We start from the raw sequence: 22643 nt of genomic DNA, 5'->3' as shown, positions 1-22643 counted from the left end.
ATGCTAAAGCATCTTATCCGGCCTACATCAGAAATCAGCATTTAGCCGCCGTGGTAAATACGCTGCGGTCTACCTACCTTCCCGTGAATAATCTCCGCAATGATCAAATGGCGGCTGGCACAGTACTCCAGGTAACGTCTGGATGTTGTACGGCTGATGGTAAGCGCCTGGGCGATCGTTTCCGCAGTATGATGTACCGTCGGGTCAGCAAACAACTTCAGTACCGCATTCAGCGTTAGCGCGTCGATCCCCGTCGGCAAATCCCCTTTCGGCTCACCGCGCGCATAGGCATTAAACATTTCATCAATCTGTTTTTGGCTGGCACTGTCATTACCGGCCAGCATTCTTCTGCGTTGCTGATACCGGGTAAGCGTCTGCCCCAGTCGCTCATAGGCTATGGGTTTAACCAGATAATCAAACGCCCCGCTGCGCACAGCTTCTGAGACCGTATCCATATCACTGGCTGCCGTGGTAAACACCACGCCGCCAGGGTAGCGTGCCTGAGTCAGCTCGTGTAACAGCGTTATGCCCTTGCCATCCGGCAAGTAGTTATCAAGAAGAATCAAACCGGGCTTAAAACGCTCAATCATCATTCTTGCCTGCGCAAGATTACCCGCCAGCCATATCTGGCTGAAACCGGGTATATGGCGGATATATTCAGCATGCATTTCCGCCAGTAGCGTTTCATCCTCAACGATCAACAGCGTTAATGGTTCCGTCATTGTTTTTTTTCACTTTCGGAAGAAATAAAGAAAATAAGGTACCGCAGGGGGAGTTATCTTCGAGCGTAATAACCCCATTACAGCGCCTCACATAACTTGCAATCAGATACAAACCGATGCCATGTTCGCCGGGTTCATCGGTACGAGTGCTCACACCCTGTTCAAATATTTTTTCGCGCAATGCTTCCGGTACGCCACAACCTTGATCGGCGACTTCGATGATCACCTCATCGCCCTCATCGCTCAGATAGAGTTCAACGACCTTGTTACCCTGCTGGGTACGCAAACTGGCTTCAAAAGCATTATCAAGCAGATTGCCAACAATTGCTGCAAACTCTGTGCTATCCAACCCCTCAGGAAGTTTATGCAGTTGACTGCCAGGGACAATGCTCATTGTGAGGCCCAGTTCCCGTGCACGCTGTACCTTGCCAAACAGCAGGCCTGCAACCTGACGATCGGCGAAAGCACCGCGCAGACTATCAATGAGTTGCTGCTGCGCCTGCGACTCTCCCTGAACCATGGCCAGCACCCGGTCATACTCTTTCATTTGCAGCAGACCATTGATGGTGGACATCCAGTTCAGGTGTTCATGACGTAGCGTTCTCAGACTTTCTACATACTGTTTGATTTGTGTTAACTGGGCATTCAGGGTCGCAATTTCATCTTTGCTACGAAAGCTGATGATAGCTCCGAGCAGTTCATCACCTGAGCGGATAGCCTCGCGGTTAGCAATAACACTCAACCCATTAAAGTTAACCATCGCATCCTGACGCTTTTCCGCAATCTGCTGGGTAAAAAAATCTGCTGGCTGAACGACTTCCGCAATCGGCTTACCCAACCACTTACGTCCAGGCGACGAGAGCCCCAGCATTTTTCTCGCACTGCGGTTTATCGCCGTAATGCACCCTTCAGGGTCAACAGCGATTAAGCCTTCGTACACTGAGCTAAACAGCGCCTCCTGCTGACGTACTACCCGCGCGATTTGTTTGGGTTCCATACCCAACATCTGGCGTCGAATATGGGCGGCAAAAAACCAGGAAAGTAACATAAGCACCAGTAACAATAGAATGAACACCCCTGCCATCGGAAGTAAGAAATCCGAGCGCCAGCTGTCGATTTTACTGATCAGGTAGCCAATTGAGACAACACCGATGATTTTACCATCATCATCAAAGATAGGGGTTTTGGCGCGCATCGCCATCCCGATAGACCCTTTACCGGTAATAAAGTAGCTTTCCCCTTTCTCCAGTGCGCCGGGTTTGGTGAACTGCATGGGGTAGCCAATTTTATCCGGATTAGGGTGATAAAGACGGATCGAGTGGGTATCACCGATAACCACATAGTCAAAGTCAGTCCCGCTCTGCAACTTATCCGCTATCGTTGCCAGGCGCTTGTAATCACGATGCTTCACAGCAGTAATAATGCTGTCGTTCGAGGCGATAATTTTCGCCTGATTCATTGCCATATCACGAACATGCGTTGCCAGATAATCTTCAAAGCTGGCAGTAAAGTATTGTGCTAATGCCGCGATGATAAAAACAGAAACGACCAGAATGAGGAGAAAGATACGCAACGGAAACGCCAGGCTGCGAAAAAAAGGAAACTGTGTTTTATTTTTCTTTTCCGACATGTTTTTTCCTCACCGACGTTAACCGAAACTTATTTTTCGTTGTATTTGTAATAAAAATGTTTTATTTACAAGTCACGGCCTAAAATAGGATCGTTACAGATTCCCCACCTTAAATCAATTAAACAAATAAAAACCACACGCTATTTCCGGGTTAAATTAATTAAAAAACTTAAAACCATAAAACACATTAAAACCATCTAACTTATTGTGAAATAAATCAAAATTTACCTCCAAAATACTCCTTACGATGTATGCAGCAGGGAAAAAAAGAAATACTCCGTAATAAAAAAACATTCCCTTCAATTGCAAACAAAACGTTATCAGGTTGCTAAACAGAGCAACAAAAACAGAAACCCAGTAACAAATATACCATCGGGGCTCTATTTACTATGTTCGGTAATAATATATTCACGCAAGTTAAACGCTCAGAAAATAAAAAGATGGCGGTTATCGCTCAATTTCTGAAAGAGAACGATTTGAGCGTTGATACCACCGTCGAAGTATTTATCACCGTCACCCGTAACGACCGCTTGATCGCTTGTGGCGGTATCGCCGGCAATATCATCAAATGCGTCGCTATCTGTGAATCAGTACGTGGTGAAGGCTTAGCGCTGACGCTGGCGACTGAGTTAATCAACCTTGCCTACGAGCGGCATTGCACCCATCTCTTCATCTATACCAAAACCGAGTATGAGTCACTGTTTAAGCAGTGCGGTTTTTCGACGCTGACCAGCGTGCCCGGCATTATGGTGTTGATGGAAAACAGCACCACTCGCCTCAAACGTTACGCTGAATCACTGGCGAAACAGCGCCGCGAAGGGAAAAAAATTGGCTGTATCGTGATGAACGCCAACCCCTTCACCAACGGGCACCGTTTTCTTATCCAACAAGCCGCCGCACAGTGCGACTGGCTGCATCTGTTTTTGGTGAAAGAAGATACCTCGCGTTTCCCGTATGAAGACCGACTGGACCTGGTACTCAAAGGGACTAAAGATATTCCACGTTTAACCGTACACCGCGGTTCGGAATACATCATCTCTCGCGCCACGTTCCCGTGCTACTTCATTAAAGAGCAGAGCGTTATTAACCACTGCTACACCGAAATAGACCTGAAAATTTTCCGTCAGTATCTGGCCCCGGCACTCGGCGTTACGCACCGTTTCGTCGGTACTGAGCCGTATTGCACCGTCACCTCCCAGTACAACAACGATATGCGCTACTGGCTGGAGACCCCAACACTTCCCGCCCCGCCGATTGAACTGGTGGAAATTGAGCGGCTGTGTTTCCAGGAGATGCCGATTTCCGCCTCCTGGGTACGCAAGCTGCTGGTTAAAAAAGATCTCACGGCTATCGCATCCCTGGTACCCGAAGCCACGCTGCACTACTTACAAAGCATGGTTGAGCGAACCTCATCGGCTGCGACAGTCCGCCAAAATACCCCCGCATTAGCAACAGGTGAAAAATGAAAATAAACCAGGCAGCCGTCGCAGGCACTCTCGAGTCCGGTGATGTGATGATCCGCATCGCCCCGCTCGATACGCAGGATATTGACCTGCAGGTTAACAGTAGCGTCGAAAAGCAGTTCGGTGATGCCATCAGGGCCACCATTCTGGACGTTCTGTCCCGCTATAACGTCCGCGGCGTGCAATTAAATGTTGATGATAAAGGCGCACTGGACTGCATTTTACGTGCGCGACTGGAAGCATTACTGGCTCGCGCCAGCGGCATTCCGGCACTGCCATGGGAGGATTGCCAATGATTTCCGATTCTTTACAACAACGTAAATCCCGCACACGCCGCAGCATGTTGTTCGTACCAGGCGCTAACGCCGCGATGGTCAGCAACTCATTCATCTACCCGGCAGATGCGCTGATGTTCGACCTGGAAGACTCCGTCGCACTGCGCGAGAAAGACACCGCGCGCCGCATGGTGTATCACGCGCTGCAGCATCCGCTGTATCACGACGTTGAAACTATTGTACGCGTGAACGCCCTCGACTCCGAATGGGGCATCAATGACCTCGAAGCCGTCGTACGCGGTGGCGCTGACATCGTGCGTTTACCCAAAACAGATACCGCCCAGGATGTCACTGATATCGAAAGCGAAATCCTGCGTATTGAAAACGCCTGTGGTCGTGAACCCGGCAGCACCGGTCTGTTAGCCGCTATCGAATCACCACTTGGTATTACCCGCGCGGTAGAAATTGCCCACGCTTCCGAGCGTCTGATCGGTATTGCACTCGGCGCAGAAGACTACGTACGTAACCTGCGTACCGAACGCTCCCCGGAAGGCACCGAACTGCTGTTTGCACGGTGCTCAATTCTGCAGGCTGCGCGTTCTGCCGGCATTCAGGCGTTCGATACCGTCTATTCCGATGCCAATAACGAAGCAGGTTTCCTGCACGAAGCCGCACACATCAAGCAACTGGGTTTTGATGGTAAGTCGCTCATCAACCCGCGTCAGATTGAACTCCTGCATAACCTGTATGCCCCGACGCGCAAAGAGCTGGCTCACGCACGTCTGGTGGTAGAAGCCGCTGAAGCCGCCGCCCGTGAAGGCCGTGGCGTAGTTTCACTGAACGGCAAGATGGTCGACAGCCCGGTTATCGAGCGCGCCCTTCTGGTTATCTCCCGTGCAGAACTTTCCGGCATTCGCGAAGAATAAGGCAAAAAAATGACGCAGAAAATCGAACAGTCTCAACGACAGGATCGCGTGGCGACCTGGAGCCGTCATGCAGAAAGCGAGCTTTCCGCTTATCAGAGCACCGCAAAAGTTGAATTGCAGGCGCAAAAACCGCGCAACAAAAAGCTGTGCGCTAACCTGGAAGAGGCCATTCGCCGTTCAGGTTTACAGGATGGCATGACCATCTCCTTCCACCACGCTTTCCGTGGCGGTGATCTGACGATCAACCTGGTGATGGATACCATCGCTGCAATGGGCTTTAAAAACCTGACGCTGGCTTCCAGCTCCCTGAGCGACTGCCATGCGCCGCTAGTTGAACACATTCGTCAGGGTGTCGTCAGCCGTATTTATACTTCTGGTCTGCGTGGCCCGCTGGCAGAAGAGATCTCTCGCGGTCTGTTGGCTGAACCTGTTCAGGTCCACTCTCACGGTGGTCGTGTACACCTGGTACAAAGCGGCGAGCTCAACATTGATGTCGCCTTCCTCGGCGTGCCGTCCTGTGACCCGTTTGGTAACGCCAACGGTTACACAGGTAAAGCCTGTTGTGGCTCGCTGGGCTACGCTCGTGTCGATGCTGAAAACGCAAAACAGGTTGTCCTGCTGACCGAACAGCTGCTGACCTACCCGCATAATCCCGCCAGCATTACCCAGGATCAGGTAGATCTGATTGTACAAATCGACCAGGTCGGTGATGCTGACAAAATTGGTGCTGATGCCACTCGCATGACCACCAACCCGCGCGAATTGCTGATCGCCCGCAGCGCAGCAGACGTTATTGCTAACTCCGGCTACTTCAAAGAAGGTTTTTCATTGCAGACAGGAACCGGCGGCGCGTCTCTGGCCGTTACCCGTTTCCTGGAAGACAAAATGCGCAGCCGCGACATCCGTGCTGACTTTGCGCTGGGCGGCATCACTGCCACCATCGTTGACCTGCATGAGAAAGGCTTAATCCGCAAACTGCTGGATGTACAGAGCTTCGACCGTAATGCGGCAGAATCTCTGGCACGCAATCCAAATCACATTGAAATCAGTGCTAACCAGTATGCCAACTGGGGCTCAAAAGGCGCCTCTGTCGATCGTCTGGATGTCGTGGTGCTGAGCGCGCTTGAAGTGGATACCAACTTCAACGTTAACGTACTGACCGGTTCTGACGGCGTACTGCGCGGCGCATCCGGTGGCCACTGTGATACAGCGGTTGCCGCAGCGCTTTCCATCATCGTCGCACCGCTGGTTCGTGGGCGCATCCCGACGCTGGTTGATAACGTCCTGACCTGCGTAACCCCGGGTTCCAGCGTTGATATCCTGGTCACTGACCACGGTATCGCCGTTAACCCTGCACGCCCTGAGCTGGCGGAACGTCTGCAAGAAGCTGGCATGAAAGTTGTTTCCATTGAATGGTTGCGCGAACGTGCACAGCAACTTACCGGCCAGCCACGCGCAATCGAATTCACCGACCGCGTCATTGCCGTAGTGCGTTACCGCGATGGTTCAGTGATCGACGTTGTGCATCAGGTGAAGGAATAAGCCATGCACCTGCTCCCTGAACACGCCACTTGCCACGCAGTTTCCATTCCCGAGCTGCTCGCCAGCCGTGATGAGAGACAAGCAAGGCAACATGCCTGGCTCGCGCGTCATCACGCGCCATTGGTCTCTTTTACCGTGGTAGCGCCAGGCCCGATCAAAGACAGCGAATTAACCCGTCGCATCTTTAATCACGGCGTCATCGCCTTGCTTACGCTGGCGAAACAATCATCCTGGATTGTCAGGGAGCAAACTTCGCTGGTCTCCGCCAGCGGTCCGGAAGGTCTGTTGTCCATTGAGGCGTCAGCCCATGACCTCAAGCTCGCCACTATCGAGCTTGAGCATTCACATCCGCTGGGACGGTTATGGGACATCGATGTCCTGACCCCTGAAGGAGAAATCCTGTCCCGCCGTCATTTCGCGCTTCCTGCCCGCCGCTGTCTGTTGTGCGAGCAAAGCGCTGCCGAATGCGCGCGGGGTAAAACCCACGCGCTTTCCGACTTACTCATTCAAATGGAGGCACTGCTGCATGATGCCGATTCCCGCAACATCGACGAATAACGCTGTCCTTCCACTGGATCTGCCCGACGCCTACGCAACACTTGCCTGGCGCGCCATGCTGACTGAAGTCAACTTATCGCCCAAGCCTGGGCTGGTGGATCGCATTAATAACGGCGCACATAAAGATATGGCGCTGGAAGATTTTCATCGCAGCGCAGAGGCTATCCAGGCCTGGCTGCCACGTTTTATCGAATACGGCGCATTCAGCGCGCAGTTGTCACCTGAAGATGTACTGAAAGGACTGCGTCCGCTGGGTATGGCCTGCGAAGCCGATATGTTTCGCGCCACCGCCGGGGTGAACACCCATAAAGGCAGCATCTTTTCTCTGGGACTGCTGTGCGCCGCCATTGGCCGCCTGCACCAGCTCCAACTGACTGTTACCGCTGAAACCATTTGCTCTACGGCAGCAACATTTTGCCGAGGCCTGACCGAGCGCGAACTGCGCCAGAACAATCAACAACTCACGGCTGGCCAACGTCTTTATCAGCAACTGGGATTAACCGGCGCACGGGGCGAAGCCGAAGCGGGATATCCGCTCGTCATCCAACATGCCCTGCCGCACTACCGCGCACTGCTGACTCAGGGCCGCGACCCTGAACTGGCGTTACTCGACACATTATTGCTGCTGATGTCTATCAATGGCGACACCAACGTGGCTTCACGTGGCGGCGCTGAGGGTCTGCGGTGGATACAACAGCAGGCCACCACATTATTGCAGCAAGGGGGAATTCGTACCCCTGCCGATCTCCATTACCTACGCCAGTTCGACCAACAGTGCATCGAACGCAACCTCAGTCCAGGAGGCTGCGCCGATCTGCTGATCGTCACCTGGTTCTTAGCTCAGATTTCGCAAGTTCATCATTATCACAATTAAAGATCCTTTCCGGAGAATCACACACATGTCTTTAGCAAAAGATAAAATATGGAAGTTACTGGCCCCATTGGTCGTAATGGGCGTCATGTTTCTTATCCCCGTTCCTGATGGAATGCCTCCACAGGCCTGGCACTACTTTGCCGTATTTGTGGCAATGATCGTCGGTATGATCCTCGAGCCAATCCCGGCAACAGCGATCAGCTTTATCGCCGTCACGATCTGCGTTATTGGCAGCAACTACCTGCTGTTTGATGCTTCCGAACTGGCCGACCCGGCGTTTAAAGCGGGTAAGCAAGCGCTGAAGTGGGGTCTGGCAGGCTTCTCCAGCACCACCGTGTGGTTGGTGTTCGGTGCGTTTATTTTCGCACTGGGTTATGAAGTCACTGGTCTGGGTCGTCGTATCGCGCTGTTCCTGGTGAAATTCATGGGTAAACGTACCCTGACACTGGGCTATGCGATTGTTATTATCGACATCCTGCTGGCACCGTTTACACCGTCCAACACCGCGCGTACCGGTGGTACAGTGTTCCCGGTTATCAAAAACCTGCCGCCGCTGTTCAAATCCTTCCCTAACGATCCTTCCGCACGCCGTATCGGCGGATATCTGATGTGGATGATGGTTATCAGTACCAGCTTGAGCTCCTCTATGTTCGTTACCGGCGCTGCGCCAAACGTACTGGGTCTGGAATTCGTTAACAAAATCGCTGGCATTCAAATCAGCTGGTTGCAGTGGTTCCTCAGCTTCCTGCCGGTCGGTATTATTTTGCTGATCGTTGCTCCGTGGCTGTCTTACGTGCTGTACAAACCGGAAGTCACCCACAGTGCTGAAGTTGCAGCATGGGCCGGTGATGAACTGAAAGGCATGGGTAAACTGACCCGTAAAGAGATAACGCTGATCGGTCTGGTACTGCTCAGCCTTGGCCTGTGGGTATTTGGCGGCAAGCTGATTGACGCTACCGCAGTGGGTCTGCTGGCGGTCTCCCTGATGCTGGCTCTGCATGTTGTACCGTGGAAAGACATTACTCGCTATAACAGCGCATGGAACACCCTGGTCAACCTTGCCACGCTGGTGGTAATGGCCAACGGTTTAACCCGTTCTGGTTTCATCGACTGGTTTGCCAACACCATGAGCACACACCTGGAAGGTTTCTCGCCTAACGCGACAGTAATCGTTCTGGTACTGGTGTTCTACTTTGCTCACTACCTGTTTGCCAGCCTTTCTGCGCACACCGCCACCATGCTGCCGGTTATTCTGGCGGTTGGTAAAGGTATCCCGGGCGTTCCGATGGAACATCTGTGTATCCTGCTGGTACTGTCCATCGGTATCATGGGCTGTCTGACTCCGTATGCCACTGGCCCTGGTGTTATCATCTATGGCTGTGGTTATGTGAAATCCAAAGACTATTGGCGTTTGGGTGCTATCTTCGGTGTCATCTACATCTCAATGCTTCTGCTGGTCGGCTGGCCGATTCTGGCAATGTGGAGCTAATCCGCGCGCTTTACACATAGTCAAAACGCATAGCTAAAATGATGCCAGTCAGCTAAACCTGACTGGCATTTTTTATGATTAAATAGATGATATTCAGAATTTATATAAGTGTCCGAATTCATCATGACATCAACATGGCGTTCTTTTCCTTTACTGGCAGCGCTTCTGCTGCCGGTTTCAGTAGCCGGGGCCTCCCAACTTGAGGCCAAACAGTACGGCGATTTTGACAGCTACGTGCTGGCTCTCTCCTGGCAAACCGGTTTTTGTCAGAGTCAGCATGAGCGTAATCGCCAGGAGCCTGACGAATGTCGTCTGCAAAAAGAGACCGACAATAAAGCAGATTTTCTGACGGTTCACGGCCTGTGGCCCAGCCTGCCAAACTCAATTGCCGCCCGCGGTGTCGATAATCGTCGTTGGATGCGTTTTGGCTGTGCAACGCGCCCTATTCCCAACCTGCCTGAAGCTCGCGCCAGCCGGAAATGCGCCGCACCACAAACCGGTCTGTCACTGGAGAGTGCGGCGAAGTTAAGCGCCGTCATGCCCGGTGCTGGCGGAACATCCTGTCTGGAACGTTATGAATATGCCAAACATGGCGCCTGTTTTGGTTTTGATCCCGACGCGTACTTCGGCACCATGGTGCGGTTGAACAATGAGATTAAGAGTAGCGAGACGGGCAAGTTTCTGGCGGAAAACTACGGCAAAACGGTTAGCCGTAGCGCATTTGACGCCGCATTCGCTAAAAACTGGGGCAAAGAGAATATCAAAGCAGTGAAGCTAAGTTGTCACGGCAACCCCGCTTATCTGACGGAGATCCAGTTTTCATTAAAAGCCGATGCCATCAACCAACCTTTATCATCCCGTTCATTCCTGCCGCAACCGCATCCGGGTAACTGCGGTAAACAGTTTATTATCGACAAAACGGGATACTAAACAGGGAGACCGACGCGCACACCCGGCGTCGGTCTGACGGCTTAACGTTTTGGACGCGCATCCGGACGCACCAGATCAAAGCGATGTGATTCATCAATTGAATAATACGCACTTGGCCCACCTGCACGCAGTACCGGGTGCGCTTTCGCCGTCTGGTAGATGCCCTCTTCCAGCAGCGATTCATCAATGTGGATACCGACCACCTCACCCAATATCAGCCAGGTTTCAACAGGGGTGCCATCTGCGGTCGTCAATTGCAGACTCTGAGATAAACGACACTCAAAATTGACGGGACTTTGTGCCACGCGTGGCACATTAACTAACCGACTTTCGGCTTTGCAAAGCCCTGCGGCAAGGAACTCATCCTCGCCGTGCGGCAGACTGGCCGACGTTTCGTTCATCGCTCTGGCCAACTCAAGGGTGGTCAGGTTCCAGACAAACTCACCTGTTTCGATAATATTCCGCACGCTGTCTTTCCAGCCGCTGCTGGCAAAACCGATAATCGGCGGATGATAGTTAAAACAGTTAAAAAAACTGTACGGTGCCAGATTATGCCGACCGTTACTGTCACTCGACGCAATCCACCCAATAGGGCGCGGCCCAATAATGGCATTGAGCGGATCATGTGGCAGCCCGTGTCCCTGTGACGGTTGATAGAAATACATAGTTTTCTCTGGTGAAGTTAGCCTCTGCTAAGCATAAATTATGCTTCGCTCATCCCCCTGACGGAAGAGGATCAGCGTAGAACAATCCACGAACGATTACGACTGAATAAAGCCGAGTAGATCGGCGTTGATCTGATGTTTATGGGTGGTGCAAATACCGTGAGATCCTCCGGCATACACCTTCAACTGTGCATCTGGTAGGATTTCTGCCGCGACCTTACCGCAGGTTTCAAACGGGACAATCTGATCGTCATCACCATGAATCACCAGCGTCGGAATGGTCATTTTTTTGAGATCTTCACGCAAGTCTGTTTCCGAGAAAGCATGTATACAGTCGTACAGTGCTTTAATTGATCCTTGTAAGCCCTGCTCAACAAAGCTTTCACGGACAGCCTTCGATTCCTTTGCACCCTGTCGATTGTAGCCATAGAATGCGGCCGTCAACTCATAGAAAAAGGCGGCACGATCGTTCACAACGCCTTCACGAATGCTATCGAACACCTCCCTCGGTACACCATTCGGGTTAAAGTCGGTTTTAATCATGATGGGGGTTACCGCACCAATGAGTACCGCTTTTGCTACCCTCTGCGTCCCATGGCGGCCAATGTAACGAGCAACTTCGCCACCGCCGGTAGAGTGCCCGACATGCACAGCATCTTTGAGATTGAGATGCGCGGTAAGTTCGGCCAAATCGTCAGCATACTGATCCATATTATTGCCATCCCAGGGTTGGGCCGAACGCCCATGCCCTCGTCTGTCATGGGCTATCACACGAAATCCTTTCGACCCGAGAAACAGCATCTGATCTTCAAACGCATCTGCGGTCAGCGGCCAACCATGGCTGAACACAATGGGCTGGCCGCTTCCCCAGTCTTTGAAATGCAAATAGCTGCCATCTTTTAAGGTAAGTTTGTCGTACTGGCTCATGAGATCTCCTGTCGAGGAACACTGAGTTGTCGTGGTGCGCCCGCAGCGAGCGCTTAAAAAGCATAATGCAAATTTGAGAACGATCACGTTTTTTGCCACCCCCTTCATCTGCAGCAATATTGATGATTTGCCTGAATGTGAACTAAATCACTTCAAACCAGGGGTAAGTCTCAGTATCATCATAAAAGCTAAACCCTTGCCGCCTGACGGTGAGGGTTTTCTTTTGGGATTATTTACCTGCGCATCCGCAGTATCGACGACATGGAGTAATAAATGTCCAGACCAACTATTATCATTAACGACCTCGATGCGGAACGCATTGACCGCCTGTTGGAGCAACCTGCGTTTGCTGGTTTACCGATAGCGGACGCATTAAACGCTGAACTGGATCGCGCCCAAATGTGTTCCCCGGAAACCATGCCGCACGACGTGGTGACCATGAACAGCCGCGTGAAATTCCGCAATCTGAGCGATGGCGAAGTGCGTGTACGTACCCTGGTATATCCGGCCAATATGACTGACAGCAGTACACAGCTTTCGGTAATGGCACCAGTCGGTGCAGCGCTTCTGGGTCTGCGCGTTGGCGATACGATCCATTGGGAATTACCGGGCGGTACATCGACCCACCTCGAAGTCATCGAGCTTGAGTACCAGCCTGAAGCTGCAGGCGACTACCTGCGCTAACTCTGTCTTATCAAAGCGACTCGCTTTATCTTACAGGGGATGCATCCGCATCCTCTTTCCGCTTCAACCTCTGCTTTCTTTCATTTGCTGCACTTCCTTTTCTCCTGTTCGCAAAACATAAATCTGTGTCGTGACTGACAGAATCATTTTTAATACTATGCTGTTATGTGTTCATGTAATGACAAGGAGAATGTTTATGTACAACACAATCATAATGCCTGTTGATGTATTCGAAATGGAACTGAGCGACAAGGCTGTTCGCCATGCAGAATTTCTGGCACAAGATAAAGGGGTTATCCATCTGCTGCATGTGCTCCCGGGTTCTGCCAGTCTGAGTCTGCACCGTTTTGCCGCTGACGTTCGTCGTTTTGAAGAGCATCTGCAACACGAAGCGGAAACCCGTCTGCAAACGATGGTCGGTCACTTCAGTATCGATCCTTCCCGCATTAAGCAGCACGTTCGCTTTGGTAGCGTGCGTGATGTGGTAAACGAATTGGGTGAAGAGTTGAATGCAGATGTGGTGGTCATTGGGTCGCGTAACCCATCAATTAGCACCCATCTGCTCGGCTCTAACGCCTCAAGCGTTGTCCGCCACGCCACCTTACCGGTGCTGGTCGTTCGCTAATAAAAAAAGAGGCTACCTTCCGGTAGCCTCTTCTTCCTACAAACCGATGAAATCCCATTTGTAGGCCCGATATGCTTGTGCTATCGGGCATTTCGCTTCTTTTGCAGGTGAGTCTTACTTTCTTATACGGTTGTGGTGCGAATCAAATAATCAAAGGAGCTCAGAGACGCTTTCGCGCCCTCGCCAGTCGCGATGATGATCTGCTTGTACGGTACGGTTGTACAATCCCCCGCAGCAAAAACACCCTTCACGCTGGTCTCGCACTTGGCATCAATGATGATTTCCCCCATGCGGTTACGCTCAACGGCGCCTTCCAGCCAGTTCGTATTCGGCAACAGGCCAATCTGCACAAAGATACCCGCCAGTTCCACATTGTGGATATCACCGCTGACGCGGTCACGATACTCCAGACCGGTGACTTTACTGCCGTCGCCTTTCACTTCTGTGGTTTGTGCATTCAGAATAATGTCGACGTTTTTCAGACTGCGGACTTTATTCTGCAGAACCTGATCGGCCTTCATTTCCGGGGCAAATTCCAGCAACGTCACGTGCTCGACGATACCCGCCAGATCGATAGCCGCTTCAACCCCCGAGTTACCGCCACCAATCACCGCGACACGCTTGCCTTTAAATAGCGGGCCATCACAGTGCGGGCAGTAGGTTACGCCCTTGGTACGATACTGATCTTCACCCGGAACGTTCATGTTGCGCCATTTTGCGCCGGTAGCAATGATGATGCTGCGTGCTTTCAACACCGCGCCGGAAGCCGTTTCAATCTGATGCAAACCACCTTCCTGAGCTGCCGGAACCAGCTTGCTCGCACTCTGGCTATCAATAACATCCACATCGTAATCATCAACGTGTGCTTTCAGCGCGCCAGCCAGCTTCTGGCCTTCGGTTTTCGGTACAGAGATGTAGTTTTCGATATCAACGGTATCAAGAACCTGACCGCCAAAGCGTTCGCCCATCAAACCGGTGCGAATACCTTTACGTGCAGAGTACACCGCAGCCGCTGCCCCGGCAGGACCCGAACCGACGATCAGCACATCGTAAGCATCACGCTGATTCAATTCTTCCGCTGCGCGTTTTTCTGCGCCAGTATCAACTTTCGCTACGATTTCAGTCAGCGTCATACGGCCCTGACCAAACTCTTTACCGTTCATATAGACCGCCGGAACGCCCATGACGTTACGGTCGGTAATTTCGTTCTGGAATGTACCGCCATCAATCGCCGTATGCTTGATACGCGGGTTCAGCACGGACATCAGGTTCAGCGCTTGCACCACATCCGGGCAGTTATGGCAGGACAGTGAATAATAGGTTTCGAACTCAAAATCCCCGTCGAGGTCGCGGATCTGCTCCAGCAGTGACTGTGCCTCTTTCGACGGATGGCCACCTGTCCACAACAGCGCCAGAACCAGAGAGGTAAACTCATGGCCCAGTGGAGAGCCGGCAAAACGTGGCCCCTGGTGAGAACCCGGATTGGTGATCAGGAACGATGGCTTACGTACGGCCAGAGTATTGTCTTCTTTAAAGGTGACTTTTTCTGACAGTTCAGCAATTTCAGTCAGCAGTTCCTTGATTTCTGCCGATTTAGCGCTGTCATCCAGCGTAGCAATCAGCTCAACAGGTTTGGTCAGTTTCTCAAGATAAGCCTTGAGTTGGGTTTTCATATTTGTGTCGAGCATTATTCTTCCCTCTCTGAAAACATCATCATGCAAGCCGAATTCGCGGGGCTGCATCAATGCAACTTGCGTCATGGTGCTGGAATGAAACAGGCGCAAATTTGCGCCTGTGGAATGCCGGATGCACTACGTTTATCCGGCCTACAAATTATGCGACTTAAATCTTACCAACCAGGTCCAGGGACGGAGCCAGAGTGGCTTCGCCTTCTTTCCACTTAGCCGGGCAAACTTCGCCAGGGTGGGAAGCGACATACTGTGCAGCTTTAATTTTGCGCAGCAGGTCAGACGCATCACGGCCGATACCTTCAGCGGTAACTTCGATTGCCTGGATGATACCTTGCGGGTCAACAACGAATGTTGCACGGTCAGCCAGACCTTCATCTTCACGCATGTTGTCGAAGTTACGGGTCAGGGCGCCAGTCGGGTCGCCGATCATCGCATATTTGATTTTCGCGATGGTTTCAGAGCTGCTGTGCCATGCTTTGTGAGTAAAGTGAGTGTCGGTAGAAACAGAGTAAACGTCCACACCCAGTTTCTGCAGTTCTTCGTAGTGGTCAGCAACGTCACCCAGTTCGGTCGGACATACGAAAGTAAAATCAGCCGGGTAGAAGAAGAAGACACTCCAACGACCTTCGGTATCTTTCTCGGTTACTTCGATGAACTCACCGTTTTTGAACGCCTGGTTTTTGAAAGGTTTAATTTTGGTATTAATCAAAGACATCTGTACTTCCTCCGTGTTTTCGTTGAGGGATAAGTTAACGAAAATCATTGATAAGGGCTAATGCGTTTCCTTTATCAAATCAATAAGCGTTAACTAACAACCGACTCAACCGCATTTTGTAAACCCTATTCTAAAAGTAAAAAAGGCTCCCTTTGCAGGGAGCCTCATTACCCGAGTTACCCGCAAGTAACTTCAGTGCCAGCAGAACTGGCTATGTGTTGCGCTCTACATTACCTTAACCAAGGTCGTAACAGCGATTGGGATTACATCACCCAACTACCGAAAGGGCAATCGACAGACTGTCGATCTTACCTATGGCTGCGATAGGTTTTGCAACTTAACTCCCTTTCCTTCTAATTTTATAAGGAAAATCAATGTTTAAACGTACATTACTCTTAGCTCTCCTCCCTGCTGTCGTCCACGCTGAAGAGCTTCCTGCCCCTGTTAAAGCGATTGAGAAACAGGGCATTACGATTTTGAAGCCGTTCGACGCCCCTGGTGGCATGAAAGGGTACCTGGGCAAATACCAGGATATGGGGGTCACTATCTATGTCACGCCTGATGGAAAACATGCGATCTCCGGCTACATGTATAACGAGAAAGGTGAAAACCTGAGCAATGCGCTGATAGAAAAAGAAATCTATGCACCTGCCGGGCGCGAGATGTGGCAACGAATGGAAAAAGCGTCGTGGATTCTGGACGGCAAAAAAGACGCTCCGGTTATTGTGTATGTGTTTGCCGATCCATTCTGCCCATACTGCAAACAATTCTGGCAACAGGCACGTCCGTGGGTTGAGTCCGGCAAAGTTCAATTACGCACGCTGTTGGTCGGCGTGATTAAGCCCGAAAGTCCGGCAACCGCTGCGGCCATTCTGGCAAGCAAGGATCCCGCTAAAACCTGGCACGACTATGAAGCATCCGGCGGTAAAATGAAGCTGACAATGTCAGCAACGCCACCTGCCGAGCAGATGAAGACGCTGAATATCAACCAAAAATTAATGGACGATTTAGGTGCCAACGTCACACCCGCCATTTATTACATGAGCAAAGATAATACACTGCAACAGGCAGTTGGTTTGCCCGATAAAGAGAAGCTGGATATTATTATGGGAGCCAAATAGATATACGCAACGAATGATTGATTGATATCATCTTCATATCAATCAATCTTCTTTCCATATCAATCAACGCATTAGCACTTTTTACCGCAAAAATAACCCTACCTGTGCTATTTTAGTATTATTAAACCATTCATTAAGTTTTATATGTATATGTAATGATAATGCATTACAACTTACACATAACAAAACAGAATATTTCACAACAAAACTCAAACAGGAATTAGCGTATGGCTAACCTTTACGACCTCAAAAAATTCGATCTCAACTTGCTGGTTATTTTCGAGTGTATCTATCAAAATCTGAGCATAAGCAAGGCCGCCGAAACGCTGTTTATTACTCCCTCAGCCGTTAGCCAGTCGTTACAAAGGCTGCGTACACAATTCAATGATCCTCTATTTATTCGTGCAGGAAAAGGTATTACGCCTACCGTAACGGCGGTCAACCTGCATCATCATCTCGAGAACAATCTCAACAGTCTGGAAGAAACAATTAACATTATGCACAGATCCAGTCTGAAGAAAAAATTTGTCATTTACAGCCCGCAAATTATCAATAACACGTACGTAACTGAGTTAATTCAATTTATCAGGGAAGACCAATATGTTGAAATTGAACACCATGACATATTGATAACATCGGAAACAGCGGAGGATCTGCTAGCCTACCGTAAAGCAGATGTTGTCATCACCACATCACCGGTTGTTAATCGCTCGATTATATACACGCCATTCAGAACGGTCGAAACCGTATTAGCCTGTAGCAAAAACCACCCCAGGATACATGATAAAGTGACTTTAAATGAAATACTTGAGGAGCAATTCACACAACTTATCACTGACGATGCCGGTGTGAAAGAGTACCATTCTGAAGCAAATTCTTTTATGTCTAATCGTAAGACAGGATTTTGTAGTGATTCGCTAATATCAATTATCAACATTATATCCCACACGGATATTATCGGTTTTCTTCCCAAAGTCACTTTTGAACTGTACGCCCCTCTGTTAAATTTAAAAGAGGTCAACACAAACCTTAAATTACCATCAATGGATCTATTTTTAATGTATAACCGGGCATCGCTCAACAATAAAAACTTCGAAGAATTTATCACTAAAATAAGTGAAAGAAACAAGCAGAGCATAATACCCCACTGAGAAAATATTATTACAGCAAATAAGAACAACATTTAAATATATTACGTGAATATATTTAAATGTTGCACGATGCGTAAATTAGCCTATCTTATTGCAAGCATATATTAGAAATGTCACTTTTTATTCATTCAGTATGGACTTGCTATGTCTGTTTACAAAATCCCACTGAGTCAGAGCGTTCTGGAAGCCGCTCAGGAACGCATCACCTGGACTTTGGAAACACTGCCTCGCGTGTGCGTTTCATTGTCCGGAGGAAAAGACTCCGGACTCATGATGCATCTCACCGCCACTCTTGCGCGCCAGTTACATAAAAAAATCAGCGTATTGTTTATTGACTGGGAAGCGCAATTCTCTTGCACTATCGACTATGTTGAAGCGCTACGAGAACGCTATTCTGACGTTATTGAACGCTTTTATTGGGTAGCAATACCGCTTACCACACAAAATTCTCTCTCACAATTTCAACCGGAATGGCAGTGCTGGGAACCCAATACACAATGGGTGCGACAACCACCAGCAGATGCGATTACCGATCCCAATTTCTTTCATTTCTATCAACCCGGCATGACCTTTGAACAATTCGTTCGTGAGTTCGCTGACTGGTTTTCTGAAAAACGCCCTGCGGCAATGATGGTGGGTATCCGTGCCGACGAGTCATATAACCGTTTTGTCGCCATTGCCCATTCACGTAAGCAGCGTTTTGCCGATGACAAACCGTGGACTACCGCCGCGCCAGGAGGGCATACATGGTATATCTATCCAATGTATGACTGGAAAACAGCCGATATCTGGACATGGTTTGCAAAAACAAAAATGTCATGCAACCCCTTGTATAACCTGATGTACCAGGCCGGAGTTCCAACACGATATATGCGTATTTGCGAACCCTTTGGCCCGGAACAACGCCAAGGGCTGTGGCTGTATCATGTTATTGAGCCACAGCGATGGGCAGCCATGTGTGCCCGGGTTAGCGGTGTTAAAAGCGGCGGGATTTACGCTGGTCATGACAATCATTTTTACGGCCACCGTAAAATATTAAAACCAGAGCATTTAAGCTGGCAAACGTATGCCATGCTGCTATTAGACAGCATGCCGGAACAGACCGCAGAACACTACCGCAACAAAATCGCCGTCTATATACAGTGGTACAAGAAAAAGGGGATCGATGAGATTCCTCAATCCCAAGAAAGCGATATTGGTTCTAAAGACATCCCCTCATGGAGACGGATCTGCAAAGTACTGCTGAATAATGACTACTGGTGTCGGGCACTCTCATTCAGTCCCACAAAAATGAAAAACTATCAGCGTTATAACGAACGTATGAAAACCAAACGCCAGGAATGGGGGATCTTATGCAACGACGACTAACTCAGGAACTCACCGGTTTTCTTTCTGGTCTTTCAGAAGAAGAACGAATCGAAGCAATCAATGAATTCAGGATGGCAATCCATAGCGTCAGTCCTTTCCGTGAAGAACCGGTAGACTGCGTTCTGTGGATCAAAAATAACGCTATTTCGCCAAATGATTACAACCCAAATAACGTTGCGCCGCCGGAGAAAAAGCTACTGTTGAAATCCATTGAAGCCGATGGCTTCACACAGCCGATCGTCGTGGTTCAATCAGCCCAGGAAGAATATGAAATCGTCGACGGATTCCATCGGCATGAAATCGGCAAAAACAAATCATCGCTAAAATCACGCCTGAAAGGTTATCTGCCCGTTACCTGCCTACAACGCGGGCGTCATGAGCGCATGGCGGCGACAATCCGCCACAATCGTGCCCGTGGGCGGCATCAAATCCATGCCATGTCGGAAATCGTTCGTGAATTATCACAATTAGGCTGGAGCGAAGAGAAAATCGGTAACGAGCTGGGGATGGATAGCGACGAAGTCTTACGTCTGAAGCAAATCAACGGTCTGCAAGAGTTATTTGCCGACCGTCGATTCTCCAAAGCCTGGACGGTGAAATAGCTACAGCGCAACCAGGCGTTCTGCCGCTGCCAGCAGCGTCGATTCTTGCTTCGCAAAACACAGGCGAATCAGCTTATGGGGGAAAGGATCGGCGCAGAAAACGGACAGTGGGATCGCCGCCACACCGACCTCTTTAGTCAGCCATTGGCAAAATTCCACATCGTTGAGATCAGAAACAGCACTGTAATCAATCAGCAAAAAGTACGTCCCTTCACAGGGCAGTATTTCCAGCCGACTATCACGCAGCGCATTCACCAGCACATCACGTTTTCTCTGATAAAACGCGGGCAGCTCACGGTAGTGCGTTGGATCTTCGCGCAGCATATCCGCCAGCGCCAGTTGTGCCGGCGTGTTGACCGAGAAGGTTAAATACTGATGGACCTTACGTAACTCTGCGCTGATAGCCGGTGGCGCAACACAGTACCCCACTTTCCAGCCCGTCATATGATAGGTTTTGCCAAATGATGAAACGGCAACTGCGCGCTCCCTTAGTTGCGGATGCGCCAGCACGCTGGCGTGCCCATGCGTGGCAAAACAGATATGCTCGTAGACTTCGTCACTGACGACATAAATCTCATGCCCGTTAATGGCCTGCCATAACGCCTCAAAATCCGCCTTCTGCCATACCGTAGCCGAAGGGTTATGCGGCGTATTTAGGATCACCAGCCGGGTGCGGTCACTGATTAGCGCAGCAAATTCCTGCCAGTCCACACGAAAAGACGGCGGCTGCAGCGCGATGCGTTTAACAACGCCGCCGGATAATTCGATCGCAGGCGCATAGCTGTCGTAGCTCGGGTCAAAACATATCACCTCATCGCCAGGCCGTACCAGCGCCGTAATGGCGGCATACAGCGCTTCTGTTGCCCCTGCCGTAACCGTCACGTCACTGTTTGCATCCGGCTTGTAGCCATACAACTCGGCGGTTTTATCGGCAATGGCGTCGCGCAGCGGTTGCACACCCGTCATCGGTGCGTACTGGTTCGCACCCTGCGCCACATGAAATGCCAGTCGTTCCTGCAGATAGTGCGGACCATCAAAATCAGGAAATCCCTGTGAGAGATTAATCGCCTGGTGCTGCTGCGCCAGCGCGCTCATTTGCGTGAAAATAGTGGTGCCCAGATTAGGCAGTTTGCTTTGCGGAATCAGCGGGTTATTACTCATTATTGTTATCCCAGCGTGTAATGTTGTGGTTGAAGCCACTATAGCACGATGCTAGTATTTGGCAATCAAGACGTTCAGACGTCTATATAAAAATAACCTGCCTGGACAGGACAGTCAAAAGGACAACACAACATGAGTAATACCGAGATTCGCGTCGTCACCGGCCCGGCCAACTATTTTTCCCATCCCGGCAGCCTGTCGAGACTCAACGATTTTTTCACCAAGGATCAACTCTCACGCGCCGTCTGGGTATATGGTGAGCGCGCTATCGCTGCAGCCCGGCCTTATCTGCCTGAGGCCTTTCAACTTGCCGAGGCTAAACGTCTGCTGTTTACGGGTCATTGCAGCGAAACCGATGTTGCTCAACTGGCAACAGAGTCAGGAGACGACCGTAGCGTGGTGATTGGCGTGGGCGGCGGGACATTGCTCGACACCGCCAAAGCACTGGCGCGCCGCCTTGGTTTGCCCTTTGTGGCAATCCCAACCATTGCCGCCACCTGTGCGGCCTGGACGCCGCTCTCCGTTTGGTACAACGATGCTGGTCAGGCACTGCATTTCGAAATTTTCGATGATGCCAATTTTTTGGTGTTGGTAGAGCCAGAGATCGTGCTTAATGCACCAGACGCGTATTTGCTGGCCGGTATCGGGGACACGTTGGCGAAATGGTACGAAGCGGTTGTGCTCGCCCCACAGCCTGAAACCTTACCGCTGACCGTACGTCTGGGCATCAACGGCGCACTGGCGATCCGCGACGTTCTCCTTCAGAGCAGCGAACAGGCGCTGGCAGATAAACAGCGTGGTGAACTGACCCGTGCATTTTGCGACGTGGTGGATGCGATCATTGCTGGCGGTGGTATGGTCGGCGGTCTGGGCGAGCGCTATACCCGCGTAGCAGCGGCACACTCAGTGCATAATGGCCTGACCGTCCTGCCGCAAACGGAGAAGTTTTTACACGGCACCAAAGTGGCGTACGGCATACTGGTGCAGAGCGCGCTGTTAGGACAAGATGATGTGCTAACGCAATTAATTACCGCTTATCAGCGCTTCAATTTGCCAACCCGGTTGGCTCAACTGGAAGTGGACATCAATAACCGCGCCGAAATCGATAAGGTGATCGCGCACACTCTGCGCCCGGTGGAGTCCATTCATGCGCTGCCGGTGAAGCTAACACCGGAAACACTGCGTGCGGCATTTGAGAAGGTAGAGACGTTTACGGTGTGACTATGGTGCAGGTTGCCTGATGGCGGCTTCGCCTTATCAGGCCTACGGCCAATGCAATGTTGTAGGCCGGATAAGCGTTAGCGCCATCCGGCAAAAATTCAACAGCACTTCGCGCCGCCTTTCCCCCCATAGCGCGCATCCTGGCGCTCGCGGAAAAATTCTTCATAAGTCATCGGTACCTGGTCCGGGTGCGTAACACGCATATGCTCAACATAGTTGTCATAATCCGGCATCCCAATCATCAATCGGGCAGTTTGCCCTAAATACTTCCCAGCTTTAGCGAGTGTTTCAAACATAGTGAGT

General features: G+C 50.6%; 23 protein-coding genes. 15 read left to right on the top strand and 8 right to left on the bottom strand.

The genetic code is table 11. The annotated features are described in order from the left end of the window. Nucleotides 1-41: 41 nt before the first annotated feature. Together dpiA and dpiB are read right to left on the bottom strand one after the other, a co-directional pair. Nucleotides 42-722, bottom strand: a complete 681-nt coding sequence (gene dpiA / locus QMN38_RS07365; RefSeq protein WP_005120841.1) for a two-component response regulator DpiA — start codon at nt 720-722, stop codon at nt 42-44. Then, nucleotides 691-2352 (bottom strand): sensor histidine kinase DpiB, encoded by a 1662-nt coding sequence (gene dpiB / locus QMN38_RS07360; RefSeq protein WP_323604779.1) that lies wholly within the window; start codon nt 2350-2352, stop codon nt 691-693. Before dpiB ends, dpiA begins: the two co-directional genes overlap by 32 nt. A gap of 389 nt (nt 2353-2741) precedes the next feature. On the opposite strand from dpiB, the gene citC reads away from it, so the two are divergent. From citC to rna, 8 genes are all read left to right on the top strand, one after another. Beyond that, on the top strand, nt 2742-3818 hold the full coding sequence (citC, locus tag QMN38_RS07355) for a [citrate (pro-3S)-lyase] ligase (RefSeq protein ID WP_137384519.1): 1077 nt from the start codon (nt 2742-2744) through the stop codon (nt 3816-3818). Continuing rightward, the gene (gene citD, locus QMN38_RS07350) at nt 3815-4111 is read left to right on the top strand and encodes a citrate lyase acyl carrier protein (protein ID WP_005120843.1); all 297 of its coding nucleotides are present in this window, start codon (nt 3815-3817) and stop codon (nt 4109-4111) included. Before citC ends, citD begins: the two co-directional genes overlap by 4 nt. Next, nucleotides 4108-5016: an aldolase/citrate lyase family protein gene (locus QMN38_RS07345; RefSeq protein ID WP_137384520.1), complete on the top strand. Its 909-nt coding sequence runs from the start codon at nt 4108-4110 to the stop codon at nt 5014-5016. Before citD ends, QMN38_RS07345 begins: the two co-directional genes overlap by 4 nt. Nucleotides 5017-5025: 9 nt before the next feature. Further along, on the top strand, nt 5026-6558 hold the full coding sequence (gene citF / locus QMN38_RS07340) for a citrate lyase subunit alpha (protein WP_040232565.1): 1533 nt from the start codon (nt 5026-5028) through the stop codon (nt 6556-6558). 3 nt (nt 6559-6561) lie between these two features. Next, the gene (citX, locus tag QMN38_RS07335; protein ID WP_271455582.1) at nt 6562-7116 is read left to right on the top strand and encodes a citrate lyase holo-[acyl-carrier protein] synthase; all 555 of its coding nucleotides are present in this window, start codon (nt 6562-6564) and stop codon (nt 7114-7116) included. Next, a complete protein-coding gene (citG, locus tag QMN38_RS07330; RefSeq protein ID WP_271442587.1) occupies nt 7085-7990 on the top strand; it encodes a triphosphoribosyl-dephospho-CoA synthase CitG in 906 nt (301 codons plus the stop codon). Before citX ends, citG begins: the two co-directional genes overlap by 32 nt. A 25-nt stretch (nt 7991-8015) precedes the next feature. Next, complete coding sequence (gene citT / locus QMN38_RS07325; protein WP_003022114.1) at nt 8016-9479, top strand: citrate/succinate antiporter CitT; 1464 nt, start codon at nt 8016-8018, stop codon at nt 9477-9479. Between the two features lie 123 nt (nt 9480-9602). Beyond that, nucleotides 9603-10409 carry a ribonuclease I gene (rna, locus tag QMN38_RS07320; protein ID WP_323604778.1) on the top strand — a complete coding sequence of 269 codons (807 nt, stop codon included), beginning with the start codon at nt 9603-9605 and terminating at the stop codon, nt 10407-10409. Nucleotides 10410-10450: 41 nt separating this feature from the next. Here the strand turns inward: rna and QMN38_RS07315 are convergent, their stop codons facing one another. Next, on the bottom strand, nt 10451-11074 hold the full coding sequence (locus QMN38_RS07315) for a flavin reductase family protein (RefSeq protein WP_323604777.1): 624 nt from the start codon (nt 11072-11074) through the stop codon (nt 10451-10453). A gap of 96 nt (nt 11075-11170) precedes the next feature. Next, the gene (locus tag QMN38_RS07310) at nt 11171-12001 is read right to left on the bottom strand and encodes an alpha/beta fold hydrolase (protein ID WP_323604776.1); all 831 of its coding nucleotides are present in this window, start codon (nt 11999-12001) and stop codon (nt 11171-11173) included. Between the two features lie 273 nt (nt 12002-12274). Between QMN38_RS07310 and rnk the strand changes: the two genes are divergently transcribed. Together rnk and uspG are read left to right on the top strand one after the other, a co-directional pair. After that, a complete protein-coding gene (gene rnk, locus QMN38_RS07305) occupies nt 12275-12685 on the top strand; it encodes a nucleoside diphosphate kinase regulator (protein WP_005120853.1) in 411 nt (136 codons plus the stop codon). Nucleotides 12686-12881: 196 nt separating this feature from the next. Then, nucleotides 12882-13310 (top strand): universal stress protein UspG, encoded by a 429-nt coding sequence (uspG, locus tag QMN38_RS07300; RefSeq protein ID WP_005120854.1) that lies wholly within the window; start codon nt 12882-12884, stop codon nt 13308-13310. 122 nt (nt 13311-13432) lie between these two features. Here uspG and ahpF read toward each other — a convergent pair whose 3' ends face one another. After that, on the bottom strand, nt 13433-14998 hold the full coding sequence (gene ahpF, locus QMN38_RS07295) for an alkyl hydroperoxide reductase subunit F (protein ID WP_137384526.1): 1566 nt from the start codon (nt 14996-14998) through the stop codon (nt 13433-13435). A 154-nt stretch (nt 14999-15152) separates the two neighbouring features. Beyond that, nucleotides 15153-15716, bottom strand: a complete 564-nt coding sequence (gene ahpC, locus QMN38_RS07290; protein WP_002894394.1) for an alkyl hydroperoxide reductase subunit C — start codon at nt 15714-15716, stop codon at nt 15153-15155. Between the two features lie 374 nt (nt 15717-16090). On the opposite strand from ahpC, the gene dsbG reads away from it, so the two are divergent. The 4 genes from dsbG (at nt 16091) to QMN38_RS07270 (ending at nt 19958) form a co-directional block, all read left to right on the top strand. Next, complete coding sequence (gene dsbG, locus QMN38_RS07285) at nt 16091-16837, top strand: thiol:disulfide interchange protein DsbG (protein ID WP_271442582.1); 747 nt, start codon at nt 16091-16093, stop codon at nt 16835-16837. 227 nt (nt 16838-17064) lie between these two features. Next, entirely contained in the window at nt 17065-17988 is a 924-nt protein-coding gene (citR, locus tag QMN38_RS07280) for a DNA-binding transcriptional repressor CitR (protein ID WP_323604775.1), read from the top strand. 144 nt (nt 17989-18132) lie between these two features. Continuing rightward, complete coding sequence (locus QMN38_RS07275; RefSeq protein WP_271455039.1) at nt 18133-19356, top strand: phosphoadenosine phosphosulfate reductase; 1224 nt, start codon at nt 18133-18135, stop codon at nt 19354-19356. After that, complete coding sequence (locus tag QMN38_RS07270; RefSeq protein WP_137384530.1) at nt 19341-19958, top strand: IbrB-like domain-containing protein; 618 nt, start codon at nt 19341-19343, stop codon at nt 19956-19958. Before QMN38_RS07275 ends, QMN38_RS07270 begins: the two co-directional genes overlap by 16 nt. Here the strand turns inward: QMN38_RS07270 and QMN38_RS07265 are convergent, their stop codons facing one another. After that, nucleotides 19959-21119 carry a pyridoxal phosphate-dependent aminotransferase gene (locus tag QMN38_RS07265; RefSeq protein WP_323604774.1) on the bottom strand — a complete coding sequence of 387 codons (1161 nt, stop codon included), beginning with the start codon at nt 21117-21119 and terminating at the stop codon, nt 19959-19961. A gap of 132 nt (nt 21120-21251) precedes the next feature. Between QMN38_RS07265 and QMN38_RS07260 the strand changes: the two genes are divergently transcribed. Next, on the top strand, nt 21252-22340 hold the full coding sequence (locus QMN38_RS07260) for an oxidoreductase (protein ID WP_271450167.1): 1089 nt from the start codon (nt 21252-21254) through the stop codon (nt 22338-22340). A 98-nt stretch (nt 22341-22438) separates the two neighbouring features. On the opposite strand, the gene QMN38_RS07255 is transcribed toward QMN38_RS07260, so the two are convergent. Further along, nucleotides 22439-22636 carry a YbdD/YjiX family protein gene (locus QMN38_RS07255; RefSeq protein ID WP_323604773.1) on the bottom strand — a complete coding sequence of 66 codons (198 nt, stop codon included), beginning with the start codon at nt 22634-22636 and terminating at the stop codon, nt 22439-22441. Nucleotides 22637-22643 lie beyond the last annotated feature (7 nt).

Source organism: Citrobacter sp. R-1.5.2 (assembly GCF_035064245.1).
GTDB lineage: Bacteria > Pseudomonadota > Gammaproteobacteria > Enterobacterales > Enterobacteriaceae > Citrobacter.
This window is presented reverse-complemented; position numbering and strand designations above follow the sequence as displayed.